Raw genomic sequence first — 17,467 nt, 5'->3', positions numbered from 1 at the left:
CGGCCGCGGCTACGCGAAGATCGCGTCGATGGCTGCGCTGCCCCGTGCGCCGGCTCGGGGCAAGAAGTGGGAGTACTTCCGCAGCGTGAACCCGGGGTCGGAGTGCCCCCAGCCGGCGTGCCGGGGAGACGACCGATGCGCCGGCCTCCAGTTCCTCGGAGGCGTAGAAGTGCCGCAGGGCTTCCGCTCACGTCCCGTCGCCAAGAGGTTGTATGTCCTCGGCCGCCGGTGTTTGGCTTCCACAGGCGTCTCAGGGGGAGTCGGGTCGTCCCAGGGCAGTGTGACTGGTACTTCCTGGCATGCTCACCTCCCGTCTGCACCGGCAGTTGCGCGGTGTGACGGTCGTGGCCCTTCCGTAGCGGGACGAGGCCACCCACTTGCGAAGCCTCCCTTCACGAGGCGGCCAGTTACGAGGCGCCCGCTTGTGAAGCGGCCCACCCCGTCCCGCTGTTCAGACAGGTCCGGCGGTCGGTCCCGCGTGGTCTCGGAAGCAGTCGGGAACCGTGTTTCATGACGTGGCTGGGGGTGGCGGCGGGGGCAGGGGCACCCGGGCCACCGCGATGTCACCGGTCGACGGATCGCCGTGGTTGTAGAGGACCGCGGTGCCGTCGGGGGTGAATATCGGGTGCGGGTGCCGGGGGTGCCGGTCGGCTTCCGTGCGTGCCAGGGGTGTGCGGGCGCCGGTGGCGACGTCGACGAGCACGATGTCGGACACCTGTCCCGCGTTCTGCCAGCCCCGGCCCGGTGCGTCGAGCGGACCGGAGGTGTCGACGACGGCCAGCCGTCCGTCGCGGCTGATGTCGCAGTGCCAGTCCCGTTCGCCCTCGCTGACGAGCCGGGCCGGCCTGCCGTCGGGGTGGACCATGTAGAGGCCGCGCGGTCCTGCCTCGCTCTCGCCGTACGCGCACACCACGGCGCCCACATCGTGGAACATCCAGCGTTCGTGGCCCACGGCGAGTGTTCCGGCTGGTGCTCCGGTGCGCGCTCCGGGATGCGTTTCGGAGCGCGTTCCCCCATCCGCCGTCTGGTCGAAGACGCAACGCCCCTCCGGGTCCCGTGTGCGGTGCCGAGCCCAGATCCGGTCGGCGATCTGCTGGGAGGGCCCCTCGTGGGCGAAGGCCAGCCACGATTCGTCGTACGGGCTGTACGCCGGGTGGTTGGCGAACCATGGCTTGGTGAACAGTTCGCCGACCCTTCCGGTGGACACGGAGATTTCCAGGCAGGTCACCGGTGTGTCCCGGCCCTCGGGGTGTTCCATCACCACCACCCGATCTCCCGCACCCGTGAGGGAGCACAGGTCCTGCAGGGTGTGCCCGGGAGCGGCCGTGTACAGCCGCTCGGGGACACCGGAGTCCAGATCGAGAATGTGGAGCGCACTGTTCCAGACCCAGGCCACCCGCTCGGCGGACAGGGCCACGTCGGGCCAGAGCAACTGCTCCGGCCCCGAGGCGCTGGGCGGCAGTTCGCACAGGGCGCGTGCGGCACGGTCCTCGCCGCGCCAGCGGACACTGGTGAGCCCGATGGCACCGGTGACCGGGGAGTGCCGGGTCAGCACCACCCGTTCACCGGCGGCGTGGAACCCGTTGGTATGGGGGTAGGGCAGATGGGCGCCGCTGAGGAGGAGAGTCATGGCACGAGCCTCGCGGACCGGAACTGTGCGGGGTTCTTGGGAGCCGCGCCGACTCCGGCCCCCCACTGGAGATAGCCGTCCCGGGCGTCGGGGCCGGTACCCGCGTCGGCGTCGTTGACGAGGAACGACAGCCCGATCGTCCCGGTGGGCGGCCGGTCGAACCCGAGCGAGGACCAGGGCACCGCGAGCCGGTACGTGGTGGTCCGGGCCGCCTCGTCGCGCACGACGGAGACGTCCGCGCCCGGTGTGGGCCCGGCCTGCTGCCCCGGTGGGGCGCTCCAGGTGTACGCGACGGGGCCGCTCGGCAGCAGCGCCGCGCCGACCTCGACCCGGGTGCCGCCGAGCGTGCCGGGGAAGTCCGAGTAGAGGTCGTACTGAATGGAGTCGACCTGCCAGGCCGTCGAAGGGTCGGTGCGGGCGGCGTTGTGCACGTCGTCCCTGATGGCCGCGTCCAGGATCAGGTTCTCGTCCGTGTAGGTGTAGCGGATCGTCCCGGAGAGATCGTCGGGGCCGGTCCTGGTACCGCCCCGCAGACCCACCCAGTCCCCGAGGGAGTTCAGGTCCGTCGGGGCGAGGGTGGTTTCGCCCGCGCGTTCCACGGGGCTGAAGCTGAGCGAGCCCGAATCCGTGGCACCGCCGGTGGTGACGGAGTAGGCGTAGGACACGAACTGCTTCATATCGGAAGGGAGTTCAACCGTCCTCTCGGACGATTGCCCGGCGGGAACCGGAGCCGGATCCGTGATCGTGCCCATCCAGGGCCCGACTCGCCAACCCACCGGCGCGGGTGCCAGAGCCCGGTCCGGGTCGTTGTTGGTGATCTTCACGGTGAGGCCTCCGCCGCTCCTGCGGATGTCGGGTCGTCCGGTCACGGTGTACGGCTCGACCACCTTCGTCGTGGTGCGCAGCCGGGCCAGCCGGCCGAAGGAGGCGTTGACTTCGCGCATGCCGGCGGTCGCGGTGGCGGGCACCGTCAGCGTGAGCGAGGTCTTGGCACCGGGCCGGGTTCCCAGCGTGCCGTGCACGCCGTCGATCGTGACCGGCAGTCGGCGGGGCAGCGCGCCCGCCCCGGTGCGGTCCGCGGTGACGGTGACCTTCAGGGCGGCGCCGGTCACCGACTGCTCCGTCGTACTCAGCGAGAGCGGTGAGTTCGTGACTGTCACGCCGGTGACCGGCCCTTCAAGGAAGACGGGGCTGCCGTCGAGGCCGAGCGTGATGTGCCCGGCCGTCGGGACGAGCGTGCTCCGCTTGCCGAACTGGTCGGTCAGGGTCAGGGGCCTGTCGGTGGCGACGGAGACCGTCTTCGGCGAAGTGGCCCACAGGGAACGGGTGGTGGTGCCGTACGGGTAGATGTGGACGGCCGGGTCGCCCGCGCTCTCCCGCTCCCCGAGCGGCTTGCCGGCGGTCTGGCGGATGAGGACGGCGTTGGAGACGGCGGCGGGTTTGGGGGCCAGTCCCTGGACACCGGCCCCGGCGCGGCGGAACAGGCCGAAGCGGTGTTCGCGTTCACCGGAGTCGGTGCCGTCGTCGAGGAGGTCGTACCAGAAGTACTTGTCGGCACCGGCCGCGCGCGCCAGCGTCTGGGCGCGGATCAGGTAGTCGGCCTGCTGGGGCTCGCTCCAGCCGCCGGTGTGTGTGGGCCAGCCGTTCTCGGTGACCCAGACCGGCATCTTCTTGCGCGCCTCGACCTTCTTCACCAGCTGCGCGAACTCTCCGAGCGCCTTGATGTCCTCCGGCGGCGTGCCGGGCGCGTCCGCCGCGTTGGCGTAGTAGTTGACGCTGAAGGTGTCGAGGTGATCGAGGCCGCCTCGGGCGATGAAGTCGTCATGCCAGGCGAGCTGGGTGCCGGCCGAGGTGGGGCCCACGATGTTGGCGTCCGGCATTGCCTGCTTCACCGCCTTGACCATGTCGATGTAGCACTGCGCGGTGATGCCGCAGGCCCCGTCGTTGAACCCGGTCCCGTTGAACTCGTTGTAGACGGAGAAGTCCTTGGTGTACGGGGCATAGGCGGCGGCCGCCGCCGCACCGAACCTGGCGAAGGCCGCCAGCCCCTCGGGCGAGCTGGGGGTTTTGCCCCCGTCGTAGAGGGGATTGCGGTAGCCGAGGATCGGCATGGTCCTGATGCCGCGCCCCGCCGCGCTCTTCAGCCCCGCGTCGAGGGCGTGGGAACCGAAGTCGTAGACGCCCTTCTGCTTCTCCACCGCCCAGTTGGCGTCGGATCTGACCTGGCTCCAGCCCACGGTGGCGGCGGAGTCGAGCAGGGTGTCCTCCCACCCCGGCTGCCAGCCGTAGTGCATGGCCACGGCGTAGTACGGGTCCTTGGCGGACGGCGGTGGGGTGACGACACCGAACGAGGTCGTCCGCGTCACCGGGGCACCGGAGTCGGCGGTGGCGGTGAGTGTGTAATAGCCGGGGCCGAGATCCCTGATGTCGAGGGCGGCGCTGCCGTTGGTGACCTGCGCCGTGCCGGACTTCAGCGGCACCCCGTTCGGGTCGCCGATGGTCCAGCCGACCCGGTCTGCCGCGGAGGCGAAGGTGATCGGCCCCTGATCCGCGCCCTGGGCGAAGAGCAGACGGCGTGAGGTGATGTCGAGCAGCGGGGCATCGGTGAACTCGACGGATATCCGACTGAAGCAGATCGGCGGCATGTTCTCGGCCGTCGCCTGCACATCGAGCCGGAAGTCGGCGCCGTTGGCACGGTTGGCGAACCTGATGTCGCCGAGCTCGAACTGTTGGCTGCGCCAGGTGCCGGTGCCCTTCAGCGCCGGGCCGGACACGCCGGTGAAGGCATTGGACTGCGAGTCGTACTGGAGATTCATGCCGACCGCCGCCGCGTCGAAGTAGTCGACCGTGACCACGGCCCGCTTCGCCCCGGCGGGGACGGCACCGGCCGCCACATCGACGTACAGGTACCGGTTGTACGGATCGCCCGACATCGTCCAGCAGCTTCGCCCCGCCTGTTCGCACACCGCGTGGGCGGGGTCCTTGTCGCGGTCTCCGGGCCAGGCCCGTTCGATGCCCTCGTACACGGGCTTCGCGCCGAGCACCGCCGTGGCACGGGCGGTCTGGGCGGGCCGGGCATGCGCCTGCGTGGCTGCGGGGGCCTGTATCAGTGTTGCAGCCAGGGCGGATACGGCGAGCGTCGTGAGCGTGCGACGCAGCCGGGTGAGCGGTCTTCTCGGTGGTGCTCCGGACATCGTGAGGCCCTTCTCGCGGAGTTGCGGGGTGCCGAGCCGTTCTGTGTGGGGGTGTCAGTTCCGTGTGGGGTGCCGGCTCCGTACACGAGTGTCGGTTCCGTGGGGGTGTGTCACCGCTGCGCCCGGTCGATGAGCGGGCCGACCCTCCGGTCCGCCTTCTCCAGCTCGGCAGCCGGATCGGTGTTCTCCCGGGTCAGTACGGCCTGCACGGCGCCGTCCAGAGCGGCGTACAACTCCTGTGCGGCGACGGGTGGTTCGACGACGTACTTGGTGGTGTCGAGGCTGTTCACGTACGGGGCGAAGTTCTTCAGCGGCACGTTGGAGTGCTTGCGCTCGGCCTCGGCGGCCGGGCCGGAGACCTTCGCGTCGTAGAAGGGAAGACCGGGGACTCCGGCGGGATTCCTGTCGGCGGCGATCTGCTCGGTGCGCTGTGCGGCCAGCGCGGGGTCGTACTTGGTCCTGAGGTAGAAGAAGTCGATCCACTTTGCCGCGGCGCGACGCTGCGCCGCGTCCGCCTTCGGCGAGACGACGGCGACGCCGCCGCCGAGGAGGGTGGCCTTCTCGCCGCCGGAGGGAAGCGGGGCCTGTCCGTAGGCGCCGGGCCTGCCGTGGAACTTGGCCACATAGGCACCGTAGGTGCTGGGAGAACCCAGCAGCATGGCGACCTTCCCACTGGCGAAGTCACGGGTCAGGTCGTCGGTGCCACGCAGGTGCTGCTTGCCCATCGACCCGTCGGCCCACCGCATGGCCTTGAGCAGGTCGAGGGCCTTGCCGGTCCGGCCGTCCCGGAAGGCCGTGGTCTGTTTGCCGTCCGCCTTCTTCTCCATCCGGCCGCCGTAGGAGTACGTCATTGTGGTCAGCATCCAGCCGCCGGTGTTGTCTACGGTATGCATGCCGAATCCGGGCACACCGGTCCGGTCCGTGATCGTCCTGGCCGCGGTGCGCAAGTCGTCCCAGGTGACGGGCGGCTTGTCGGGGTCGAGACCCGCCTTGCGAAACAGTTCGCGGTTGTAGACCAGGCCGACGGAGTACACCTCGGTGGGAATCCCGTACACCTTGCCGTCGGCACCCGTGACCGGGGCGAGCAGCCGCTTGTCGAACTCCGTGCCGTGCGGCAGTTCCGCGATCTCCTTGCTGAGGTCGGCGATCTGGTGCCGTTCGATCATGTTCGGCGGGTAGGTCAGCGGTATCCGGAAGACGGTCTCCAACTGACCGGAGGCGAGACGCGCGGGAAAGGTCTTGGCGTCCCACAGCGCGTCGGTCGGCTTGATCCTGATGTCCGGGTTGGCCTTCTCGAATGCCTTGACCTGCGCGAGGAAGTCCTTCCGGCCTGCCGGAAGTGTGGTCGGCGGCATGCCCGCGACGGTGATCTCCGTTCTGCCGTCCGCGCTCCCTCCCCCTTCGCCACGCCCACAGGCGGCGAGGGAGACAACCATGAGCAGAGCCGCACCGACGGCGGAGAAGTCCCGCCGTCGGTTCCTGATCCGCCTGCCTGCTGATCTGCGCGTGGGTTCGGTCATCATGGCTCCCCTGAAGGTGGATCGGGCTGAGCAGAAGCTAGCAATAACGTGTTAACGCGTATAGACGTTGGCGCCAACTCACCTTGTTCGAAGTGAAAGTTCGTGCAGTTAACGCATTAGGAGTGCTGTCTTTCGTCGTCGCCCACCACTTGGACCGCAGGCGCGTGAGCCCCTTCTGTGCAGGAGGGGCTCGGAGCTATCCTTAGCGCGTTAACGTGTCAGGGAATGAGTCGGTGAACGATGGGGGCAGCATGATCGAGGCCGAGCGCGAAGGCACCGGCCAGAACCCGCTCTACCGGATGGTGAAGCGGGATCTCGTCGCGGACATCGACCGGGGCGCCTACGAGCCCGATCAGCCCTTCATCAGCCAGCGCGAGGTCTGCGAGAGATTCGGTGTCAGCTCCACGACCGCCGTGCGGGCCCTCAACGAACTCGTCACCGAGGGCTACCTGGTTCGGCAACGGGGACGCGGAACGTTCGTGGCGGAGCGGCGATCACCGCCGACCGGTAACGGGGCAGGGGCGCGTGAGCGCTCGGTCGCCTGTGTGATGCACGGCCACGGCGCGCACCAGTCGGACGTCCTCGACGGCATCGAGTCGGTGTGCGGCGAGGAGGGGCTGCGGATGTTCCTGTCGAACTCCAAGGGCTCGAAGCGGGCGGAGGAGCACTCCCTGCGTCAGGCGCTGGAGTCGGGCGCCGGGGGTGTTGTGCTCTACCCCGTCGACGGCGGCTCGGACTCACCGGCGCTGGCCGAGCTCGCACGGTGCGGGGTGCCCGTCGTCATGATCGACCGCTACCACCCCGAATCCCCGAGCGATGCCGTCGTCTTCGACAACTACGCGGTGGGATTCGGGCTCACCGAGCACCTCATCGAGCGCGGTCACCGCCGGATCGCCACGCTCTGGGACGAGACCGACGTCACCAGCGTGACGGAGCGGCTCACCGGACACGTCCAGGCGCTTCGGACGCATGGCATTCCGGTCTCACCCGAACTCACCGCCCTCACGACCTATCACAGGCTGCCCGACGACCGTCGGCTGGCGATGCTCTCGGCCTTCCTCGACCGCCCGGAGCCACCCACCGTGCTGCTCTGTGCCAACGGCCACACCCTGGCGCACGCGGCCCGGGACCTCTCCGTCCTCGGTCTTGAGGTCCCCGGCCAGATCGAACTCGCCGGCATGGACGACGCCGGCCCCTTCGACCTGCTTCCGCTGACGCTCGCTGCCGCCCGCCTGCCCTCCCGGGAGATGGGCCGCCGGGCGATGGAGATGCTCGCGCAGCGCATCCGGAACCCGGACGGTCCGCACGAGGTCCGGCACATCCTGCTGCCCGTCGAGATCCGGACGCGTGACTCCGCGCAGGCGTATCTGCGGGTGGTCGGGGCCGGATCCGCCCACCGCGCGCGAGCGCGTTAGGCCGGGACCGCTGCCGTCCGCCGTCCGCCTTGCGGCTCCGCTGCCTCGTGGCCCCTCCGTATGGCGTCCTCCTCCGGAACTCGCCCTCCGGAACTGTCCTGATGTGCCTGATGTGCCTGATGTGCCTGATGCGCCTGACGCGTCCGCCGTGCCGCCGCCACCCGCATGACGTCCTCGCGCCGGAGCGAGGGCGTTGCGGAGTACCTTCGGCGGGGCTCCCTCGCCGAACGGGATGCCTGAGAGCGGGCGCCTGAACGGGGTGCCCGAAGGGGACGCTCGATGGGAACGCCCGAAGGGAACCCGTTCGCGTCGCCGCCGATCCGGCCTCGGCCGAAGAAGAGTGTCGCCCATGCCGCTCTCCGTACCGGCCGGCGTCGCGCCCGACGACGCCACCGAAGTCCTCAAGGTCCCTGACTTCCGGCGTCTGTGGGCGGCCGAACGGATTCCGGTACGTGGCAGCCGAGGTGGCTCCCTTCGCACTGCCGGTCACCGCCCTGCTCCTGCTGCACGCACAGCCGTTGACGATGAGCCTGATCTTCAGGTCTGCGGGACTTCGCGCCCGAGCGGAAGGGCTGTTGCCGGCCACGGTCCGGTGGTGCCGGGCGGGAGGCGAGCAGGTCGTGGTTTCATGCTGCGATGGAACGACAGGCGGACCCCGCGGTGGAAGAGACTCCCGGCTGCCGCGTCCGGTGGCGTGAGGGTTCCGATCTCGACGCCTGCGTGGAGCTGCTGGCCGACGTGCACGAACGGGACGGCTACCCGGAGAACTGGCCCGAGCATCCCGGTGACTGGCTGGCCCCGCCCTCCCTGTTCGCCGCCTGGGTGGCGGAGGTGGACGGGCAGGTCGTCGGTCATGTCGGCCTGGCCGAGGGCGGGGCGGGAGACCGGGCGCCGGCCCTGTGGGGCCGCCGGGCGGGCGTGCCTGTCGAGAAGGCGGCCGTGGTCAGCCGTTTGTTCGTCTCCCCCGCGGCACGTGGCCACGGGGTCGGGGCCCTGCTGATGGAGCGGGCCACCGGTGAGGCCCGGCGGCGCGGACGCCATCCGGTCCTGGACGTCCTGACGTCCGACACATCGGCCGTGGCCCTGTACGGACGTCTGGGGTGGACCTTGCTGGCCACCGTCGAGCACCGGTGGAGCCCGACGGAGACGGAGACGGTGACATTGCACTGCTACGCCGCACCCGTCACTCCCGCCGCACCCGTCACTCCCATCGCACCCGCCGCACCCGTCGCTCCCGTCGCTCCCGTCGCTCCCGGGTCGGCACGGCAGGTCGCGTCCGGACCGTGAGCCGGCTCCCGCCCCACAAAGTCGGACGGCTCCCCGGTGCGGGAGCGAGGTTCCACGGTGTCCCTGGCGCGGCGGACGAGCCGTGAACCAACCGAGTCCTGGCCGGGCTTGGCGATGACGGAACGTCAGAGCCCCATCACCAGCATCACGATCAGCACGATCACGAGCAGCGCGACGTACGCGATCGAATGGACCCGGTCCGGGACCCGGCCGACGAGGCGTCGGGCCACGGCGATGGTGGGGAGCGAGCCGATGAGCAGGGCGGCGCCCGCGGTGAGGTCGATGTAGCCGAGTCGACCCGAGCCGGCGGTGGTGGGGGCGAGAGCGTAGACGAGGGTTCCGGCCACGGCGACCGGGACGCTCAGGGGGTTGGCCATCCCGGTCGCCTCGGCCATCGGCAGGCCCCTGCGTCGCAGGAGCGGGACGGTCATGACGCTGCCGCCCACCCCCAGGCCGGCGGCCACCAGGCCGATACCGATGCCGCCAAAGGTGACGGTTCGTCGTTCCAGGGGCTGCGGGCGGGTCCGTTGCGTCACGGCGAGGAAGCCCTTCCTGAGCAGGCTGTCGGCGATCGTGACCAGCAGATAGGCGGCGAACAGCAGGCTCAGCGCCGTGCCGCCGATCAGGGTGGTCGCGAACGATCCGGCGACGGCGCCCGCCGCGATGAAGGCCGCCAGCGGCCAGACGTACTCGCGGCGCAGCCGGCCCTGGCGCCACTGGGCCAGGGCCGCCGCCGAGGCGTTGACGACCATGACGGCCGCCGAGGTCGCCACGGCCACGTGCATGGCGTCCGCGTCCGCTCCGGGGCGAGCCGTCACGGTCAGGACGCCGTAGACCACGGGCACCGTGATGAAGCCGCCGCCGAAGCCGAAGAGCACGGTCGTGATGCCGGTCAGACAGCCGAGGGACAGGAGAGTGAGGAAGGAGGTGAGCACTGGTCCGACACTAGGGAGGGCCGGACCTGGCGGGCAATCGATGAATTGCCTACCGTCTACGCGCAGCAGACACGATGTGTGGCCCCGGGTAGCCTCGCGGCATGCGGAACATTCCGGTCGCGGAGGTGGACGGGCTCGATCGAGCGGTGCTGGCCATCGGCACCGACTACCCCCCTGACCACCTGCTCGTCTGGCACGAGCACCGCCGCGCCCAGGTCCTGTACGCGGCCACCGGCATCATGCGGGTCGAGACGGCGGACGGCAGCTGGACGATCCCCACCGCCCGCGCCGTACTGATCCCGTCCATGACCAGGCACCAGGTGGCGATGACGGGCGTCAGCACCCGCAGTCTCTACATCGAGCCCGCCGCCGTGCCGTGGTTCCCGTCCCGCTGCCAGGCCGTCGACGTCTCCGCCCTGCTCCGGGAACTCATCCTGGAGGCCGTCGAGATGGCGCCGCGCTACCCCGAGCACAGCCGCGACGCCGCGGTCGCCGCGCTCATCCTCCACGAGCTCAGGAACCTCACCCCGCTCCCCCTCGATGTGCCGCTGCCCTCCGATCCCCGGCTGCGCGGCCTGTGCGAGGCGTTCCTCCAGCAGCCGGACATCCACGACCCGCCCGCGCGCTGGTGCACGGCCCTCAGCGTCAGCGAACGCACCCTCGCCCGCCTGTTCCTGCGCGGCACCGGGCTGACCTTCTCGCAGTGGCGTCAGCGCGCCTGTGTCCTGCACTCCCTCCAGCACCTCACGGCGGGTACGCCCGTCACACGCATCGCGGGCCTGCTCGGCTACGACAACCCGGCCGCCTACACGGCCGCGTTCAAGAAGCTCCTGGGCCGGCCGCCGACGGCGTACCGGAGCGGGGAGGGCTGATCGTATCGGGAGCCTGGGGAAGACCGGGGACGTGCGGCCCGCCTGGCCACGCTCATCGACCACACCTTGCAGTCCTCGCCATCCGATGCCGCCGTACTGGAAGAGCCGCATTCACCGTTCACGACATCACAATGAGTTGACGACGTCAACAAGGCAATGCAACCTTCTCCAGCGGGGTTGAGGTGTACACTTCCTGCGGAATGTACGCGACAGGTGAACGGGGGAGGGCCAGTGAGCCTGGAGACGGTCGACGCGCGGTTCCGGATCACGGGAATCGTGGGGCGCGGGAACATGGGGGAAGTGCACCGGGCCGAAGACCTTCAAGCCGCCCCGGACTCCCCTCACCGGGAGGTCGCGATCAAGACCGTGCTGCGCGGCCGGACCGGAATCGCCGTCGACACCTCGGGGTCCAACAAGGAGATCGACCGCTTCCGCCGTGAAGTGCGGATCATGCGCATGCTCTCCCAGGGCCACCCGAACCTCACCCGGCTGATCGACGGCGGCGTCGACGAGTCGCTGGGCAGCACCGGTCTGCCTTACCTCGCCATGGAGCTGCTGGACGGTCATCCGCTCGCGGATCTCATCGACGAAGAGCCTCAGCTCCCGGTCTCCTGGGCCGCCGCCGTCGGGGCGCAGATCGCCGCCGGTCTCGCCGCCGCGCACACGGCCGGGGTCGTCCACCGCGACCTGAAGCCCGCCAATGTGATGCTTACACGCGACGGCACCGTCAAGATCCTCGATTTCGGCATGGGCTCGATCGTCGACGATCCCGACCAGACGCGGCTGACCAGCACGGGCGTCAGCGTCGGCACGGCCCGCTACATGGCACCCGAGCAGTTCCGTGCCGAACGCGTCTCCGCCCTCGCCGATCTCTACGCGCTCGGCTGCATCCTGTACGAGCTGCTGATCGGGCAGCCGCCGTTCTCCGCCAGAACCCCGTTCGAGCTCTCCGAGCAGCACCAGCACGAGCGGCCGCCGCTGCTGACCCTGGTACGCCCGGACCTGCCCGCCGGGCTGGTCCGGCTCGTGGACCGGCTCCTGGAGAAGGACGCCGAGCTGCGGCCGGAGAACGCCGCTCTGGTCCGTGACGCGCTGGTTCCGCTCGCGCTCGCACCGGACGACACCGCCACCCTGCCGGCTCCGCACTGGCAGGTGATGGACCCGGTGGCGCGGCTGCGTTCCCTGCTTCCCGAGCGCACCCCGGCCGCGCCCGCACCCGTGCCACGCAGGGAGCCGCGCCTGCCCGAGACGATGGATGTCTTCGGCATCCATGGCAAGTTGATCAGCGAGTACGAGGAGTTCACCAGGAGCGCGACGGTGATCCGGGACGCCCGGATCGAGGGCTTCGTCAAGGACGACCTGGCGGCGAAGTCGCAATGGCCCGACCCGTGGCTGTCGCTGAACCCGTTCTTCGCCGACGGCGGCCAGGTCACCGACCTCGTACGGGACGGCGTGCTGCACCCCAGGTGTGCGGAGATCTTCCAGGCGGGCAAGAAGGAGACCTCGCCGCGCCCGGACGGTCGTCCACTCACCTTCCATCTCCACCAGCGGGAGGCGATCGAGGCCGCGCAGGCGGGCGACTCCTATGTACTGACCACGGGCACCGGATCCGGCAAGTCCCTGTCGTACATCGTCCCGATCGTGCACCACGTCCTGAAGGAACGCGAGGCGGCCAGCGCAGGCGCGGGAGGCCGGGTGCGCGCGATCGTCGTATACCCGATGAACGCCCTGGCCAACTCCCAGCTGAAGGAGCTGGAGAAGTACCTGCGCCATGGTTTTGGAGCAGGTCGCGAGCCGGTCACCTTCGCCCGCTACACCGGCCAGGAGTCCGAGGAGCAGCGTCGGGAACTGCGCAAGAACCCTCCGGACATCCTGCTGACGAACTACGTGATGCTGGAGCTGATGCTGACCCGGCCGGACGACCGGTCCAGCCTGATCCGTATGGCCGACGGTCTGCAGTTCCTCGTCTTCGACGAGTTGCACACCTACCGGGGCAGGCAGGGCGCGGACGTGGCGTTCCTGATCCGTCGGGTCCGTGAGGCCTGCCGGGCCTCGGCGACCCTGCAGTGCATCGGCACCTCGGCGACCATGTCCACCGAGGGCTCCTGGGAGGACCAGCGGCGCGAAGTGGCCAAGGTCGCCGGCCGGCTGTTCGGTACGACAGTGCTGCCGAAGCGGGTCATCGGCGAGACGCTCGTCCGGGCGACCGAGGAGGCCGCGGTGACCGTGCCCGCCGAGCGGCTGCGGGTGCCTGCGGCTCCCCGCTCGTACGAGGCGCTGACGAAGGACTCACTGGCCCGCTGGGTGGAGTCCCGGTTCGGTCTGGAGCGCGAGGAGGCGACGGGACGGCTCCGCCGCCGTGCACCGGGCACCGTCGAGGATGCGGCGGCCGAGCTGGCCGCGGAGTCCGGGGTGGCCGAGGAGAACGTGCGCGAGGCGATCCGTACCACGCTGGAGGCGGGTGCGCAGGCGAAGCATCCGGTGACCGAGCGGCCGATGTTCGCCTTCCGGCTGCACCAGTTCCTCTCCAAGGGCGACACCGTCTACACGACACTGGAGGATCCACTCACCCGGCCACTCACCCGCACCTACCAGCTGGAGCAGCCGGACAGCGACGGCAAGCCGCTGTTCCCGCTGGCGTTCTGCCGTGAGTGCGGCCAGGAGTACCTGACCGTCTGGCGCTCCGGGGAAAGCGGCGCGTTCCGGTACGAGCCGCGTCGGAACACCTCAGCCTCCGGAGGCCGTGACGGCGAGGGCTACCTGTACCTGGGCATGCCCGGGGAGGACTACGAGTGGCCGGCCGATCCTCAGAACGCCGTGGACGACAGGCGGTTGCCGGAGTCCTGGCTGGAGCCGGACGCGCAGGGTGTGACCGTCGTCAAGAAGTCCTACCGGCCCCGGGTGCCCAAGCGCGTCGTCGTGGACGCCTTCGGGAACGAGGCCGACGAGTCGGGCGAGGCAGGCGAGGGGCTGGTGGCGGCGTTCGTCCCGGCACCGTTCCTGTTCTGCGTGCACTGCCAGGTCTCCTACGAGCAGACTCGCGGCCGGGACTTCGCCAAGCTGGCCACCCTGGACCAGGAGGGACGCTCCTCGGCCACCTCCCTGATCTCCGCGTCGATCGTGAAGTCCCTGCGCGCGGTGCCCGAGGAGAGCCTCGGCAAGGATGCGCGCAAACTCCTGACCTTCGTCGACAACCGGCAGGATGCCTCGCTCCAGGCCGGCCACTTCAACGACTTCGCGCAGGTGACCCAGTTGCGCGGCGCCCTCTACCAGGCCGCGGTGCAGGCGAGCGAGGAGGGGCTGCACCACGACGACCTCGCCGAGGCGGTGACCGAGGTGATGGGGTTGTCGCCGCGTGAGTACGCCGGGGGTGTGTCCCCCGCCCCCTCGATGGAGCGTCGTGCGACGAAGGCCTTCCGCGACGTCGTGGGATACCGGCTCTACCGGGACCTGGAGCGCGGTTGGCGCATCACGATGCCGAACCTCGAACAGACGGGGCTGCTGCGGATCGACTACGAGGACCTGGACTGGATCGCCGCCCGGCCGGATCGCTGGCAGTCCGCGCACGCCGTGCTGCGCGACGCCGACCCCGCGCTGCGCGAGGAGGTCGCCCGTACACTGCTCGACTTCATGCGGCGGGCCCTCGCCATCGACGTGCAGTACTTCCGTGACGACTTCGACACTCTGCAGCGGGCCAGCGAGGAGCGTCTCACCGGTCCATGGGTGCTGAGCGAGAGCGACCGGCCCGCCGTCGGTACCGCCTACCCGTACGGTTCGAAGCCTGGCATGGAGCGCTCCGCGCTGTTCCTGTCGGCCCGCGGCAAGTTCGGCAAGTACCTTCGGCGGAACATGCCCGAACTGCGTGCTCTGCCGCTGGACGATGTGCAGTGCGTGATCGAGGACCTGCTGAAGGTGCTGCTCGATGCGGAGCTGGTGCGCGAGGTGGAGGCTGCCCCCGAGCACTCCGGGCCTGCTTACCGGCGCCGAGCGGCCGAGAAGCGCACCGGTTACCGGGTGTCGGCCGCCGCCCTGGTCTGGCGGTCCGGGAGCGGTGAGCGGGGTGCGGTCGATCCGCTGGCACGCACGTACAGCAGCGGTGAGGGGCCGCGCGTCAACCCGTTCTTCCGCGACCTGTACCGGACAGCAGCGGCTGAGCTGGCCGGGCTGTTCGCCCGGGAGCACACCGCGCAGGTCACCCCGGAGGAGCGGCTGGAGCGCGAGGAGCAGTTCCGTAAGGCCGAACTGCCCCTGCTGTACTGCTCGCCGACGATGGAGCTGGGCGTGGACATCTCCTCGCTCAACGCTGTACTGATGCGCAATGTGCCACCGACCCCGGCGAACTACGCGCAGCGCTCGGGCCGGGCCGGCCGTTCCGGTCAGCCAGCGCTGGTGACCACGTACTGCGCCACGGGCAACAGCCACGACCAGTACTACTTCCGCCGTTCCCAGGACATGGTGTCCGGGCAGGTGGCGCCACCTCGCCTGGACCTTGCCAACGAGGATCTGGTCCGTTCCCACCTCCAGGGCATCTGGCTGGCGGAGACCGGGATGAAGCTGGGCATCGCGATTCCGGATGTCGTCGACGTGGCCTACGACCCGGACGCCAGCGACCGCCCCGACCCGCGGATGCCGCTGCCGCTCCTCCCCCACATCCGCGACCTGTCCCTGGACGAGGGCGCGCGCCGGCGCGCGGTCGCCGCCGCCCGTACCGTCCTCGCCCCGCTGATCGCGGACTTCGCGGCCACCACCTGGTGGTACGACGAGTGGATCGAGGACAGGATCGACCGGGCACCGCATCGGTTCGACGAGTCCTTCGATCGGTGGCGCCAGCTGTTCCGGGCTTCCGTCGTCGATCAGTACGAGCAGAACAAGCGGGTCGTCGACCACACGCTCTCGCAGGGCGAGCAGGGCCGCGCACGCACCCGGCGCCGCGAGGCCGAGACCCAGACGAACCTGCTGTTGAACCGCTCGTCCGACAGCAAGTCGGTGATGAGCGACTTCAATCCGTACCGCTATCTGGCGTCCGAGGGGTTCCTGCCCGGCTACAGCTTCCCGCGCCTTCCCCTGGCCGCGTACATCCCGCGCTCGGGCAACCGCCGCAATGCCGACGGCGACTACCTCCAGCGTCCCCGGTTCCTCGCGATCCGGGAGTTCGGCCCCGGCGCGCTCATCTACCACGAGGGTGCCCGCTACCAGGTCACCCGTGTCCAGCTGCCGCCGGACGCCTCGGGCGACCTGGCGACGGCGGAGGCGCGGCGCTGCGACGGCTGCGGTTACCACTACGCCGTCAAGCCCGGCACGGACCGGTGCGACATGTGCGGCGAGGACCTGCGAAACAAGCGCACCGGCCTACTGCACCTGCACACCGTGTACACCACCCCGCGCGAGCGGATCTCCTCCGACGAGGAGGAGCGCCGCCGGGCCGGTTTCCGCCTGGAGACGTCGTACGCGTTCCAGGAGCACGGCGCCCGCAAGGGACGCCTCACCTCGCACGTCACCGACAGCGACGGGGCGCCGGTCCTCAACCTGGACTACGGCGACTCGGCGACCGTCCGCATCACCAACCTCGGCCGGGTCCGCGACAAGGAGAACGAGCCGGACGGCTACTGGCTCGATCTCGGCGACGGCCGCTGGCTCAACGACCGGGCCGCCGCGGACGCCATCGAGGGCACCGGTATGCCGGTGGTCGACGAGGACGGCAACGAGAAGCGTCGCAAGAAGCGCGTCCTGCCCTATGTCGAGGACCGTCGCAACATCCTCGTGGTGACCTTGGACGAACCGCAGCCCGAACCGGTGGCCCTGTCGTTCCTGTACGCGCTGGAGCGGGGTATCGAGGCCGCGTTCGAGCTGGAGGACTCCGAACTGACCGCGGAGCTGCTGCCTCCGGACGAAGGACCGCGGCGTCACATCCTGTTCACGGAGGCGGCCGAGGGCGGCGCCGGCGTGCTGCGGCGGATCCAGCACGACAGGGGTGCCCTCGCCAAGGCCGCCCGGACCGCCCTGGAGATCTGCCACTTCGACCCGGAGACGGGCGAGGACGAGGGCGGGCCCGCGGAGGGCGAGAAGTGCGCCCGTGGCTGCTACGCCTGCCTGCTGACCTATGGAAACCAGACGCACCACCGCAACCTGAGCCGGCACAGCGCCAGGCCGTTGCTCGCGCGGCTGGCCGCCGCCCGTACCGAACGGGAGGACCGGGGCGAGTCCCGCAGTGAACGCTTCCGCAGGCTGGCCCCGGCGGTCGACGTCGCCGGTGACACGCCCGCCAGGACCGTGACGCCCGCGCCGACCCCGCTGGAGACGGATCTGGGGGCCCTCGTAGCGAGCGGCGACCTGCTCGGCTGGCTCAAGGCGAAGGGCTTCCGGCTGCCGGACGAGGTCGAGGTCCTCGTCCCGGAGGCGGCGGCCTGCCCCGACCTCGTCTTCCGCCTGGACGGTGTCAACCTCGCCGTGTTCGTCGACGCCCCCGGCCAGGCGGCCGGCTCGACCCGTGACATCGAGGCCAGCTACCGCCTGGAGGAAGCCGGCTGGGACGTCGTGCGCTTCCCGACGGACGCGGACTGGGACGCCATCACCGAGCGCAACGCCTCCTACCTCCACCTGCGTTGACCGCCACC

At 70.2% G+C, this 17,467-nt stretch carries 8 protein-coding genes; 4 read left to right on the top strand and 4 right to left on the bottom strand.

Features of this window, described 5'->3' with window-relative positions:
* Positions 1-508 precede the first annotated feature (508 nt).
* From ACGF8B_RS08105 to ACGF8B_RS08095, 3 genes are all read right to left on the bottom strand, one after another.
* The gene (locus ACGF8B_RS08105; RefSeq protein WP_392735842.1) at positions 509-1,630 is read right to left on the bottom strand and encodes an oligogalacturonate lyase family protein; all 1,122 of its coding nucleotides are present in this window, start codon (positions 1,628-1,630) and stop codon (positions 509-511) included.
* Positions 1,627-4,824, bottom strand: coding sequence for a hypothetical protein (locus tag ACGF8B_RS08100; protein WP_392735840.1), 3,198 nt, complete (start codon positions 4,822-4,824; stop codon positions 1,627-1,629). Before ACGF8B_RS08100 ends, ACGF8B_RS08105 begins: the two co-directional genes overlap by 4 nt.
* Positions 4,825-4,934: 110 nt before the next feature.
* The gene (locus tag ACGF8B_RS08095; protein WP_392735839.1) at positions 4,935-6,179 is read right to left on the bottom strand and encodes an ABC transporter substrate-binding protein; all 1,245 of its coding nucleotides are present in this window, start codon (positions 6,177-6,179) and stop codon (positions 4,935-4,937) included.
* Between the two features lie 398 nt (positions 6,180-6,577).
* Between ACGF8B_RS08095 and ACGF8B_RS08090 the strand changes: the two genes are divergently transcribed.
* The gene (locus ACGF8B_RS08090) at positions 6,578-7,759 is read left to right on the top strand and encodes a LacI family DNA-binding transcriptional regulator (protein WP_392735837.1); all 1,182 of its coding nucleotides are present in this window, start codon (positions 6,578-6,580) and stop codon (positions 7,757-7,759) included.
* A gap of 636 nt (positions 7,760-8,395) precedes the next feature.
* The gene (locus ACGF8B_RS08085) at positions 8,396-9,046 is read left to right on the top strand and encodes a GNAT family N-acetyltransferase (RefSeq protein ID WP_392735835.1); all 651 of its coding nucleotides are present in this window, start codon (positions 8,396-8,398) and stop codon (positions 9,044-9,046) included.
* Between the two features lie 125 nt (positions 9,047-9,171).
* Here ACGF8B_RS08085 and ACGF8B_RS08080 read toward each other — a convergent pair whose 3' ends face one another.
* Positions 9,172-9,981: a sulfite exporter TauE/SafE family protein gene (locus ACGF8B_RS08080; protein WP_392735833.1), complete on the bottom strand. Its 810-nt coding sequence runs from the start codon at positions 9,979-9,981 to the stop codon at positions 9,172-9,174.
* A 101-nt stretch (positions 9,982-10,082) separates the two neighbouring features.
* On the opposite strand from ACGF8B_RS08080, the gene ACGF8B_RS08075 reads away from it, so the two are divergent.
* Together ACGF8B_RS08075 and ACGF8B_RS08070 are read left to right on the top strand one after the other, a co-directional pair.
* Positions 10,083-10,853 (top strand): AraC family transcriptional regulator, encoded by a 771-nt coding sequence (locus ACGF8B_RS08075; protein WP_392735831.1) that lies wholly within the window; start codon positions 10,083-10,085, stop codon positions 10,851-10,853.
* Positions 10,854-11,084: 231 nt separating this feature from the next.
* Positions 11,085-17,459 carry a protein kinase gene (locus ACGF8B_RS08070; RefSeq protein WP_392735829.1) on the top strand — a complete coding sequence of 2,125 codons (6,375 nt, stop codon included), beginning with the start codon at positions 11,085-11,087 and terminating at the stop codon, positions 17,457-17,459.
* The last annotated feature ends 8 nt before the right edge of the window (positions 17,460-17,467 follow it).

Source organism: Streptomyces sp. NPDC047917 (genome assembly GCF_043204345.1).
Classification (GTDB): Bacteria; Actinomycetota; Actinomycetes; order Streptomycetales; family Streptomycetaceae; genus Streptomyces; species Streptomyces sanglieri.
The sequence above is the reverse complement of the archived record's forward strand: the minus strand, read 5'-3'. Positions and strand labels throughout refer to the sequence as shown.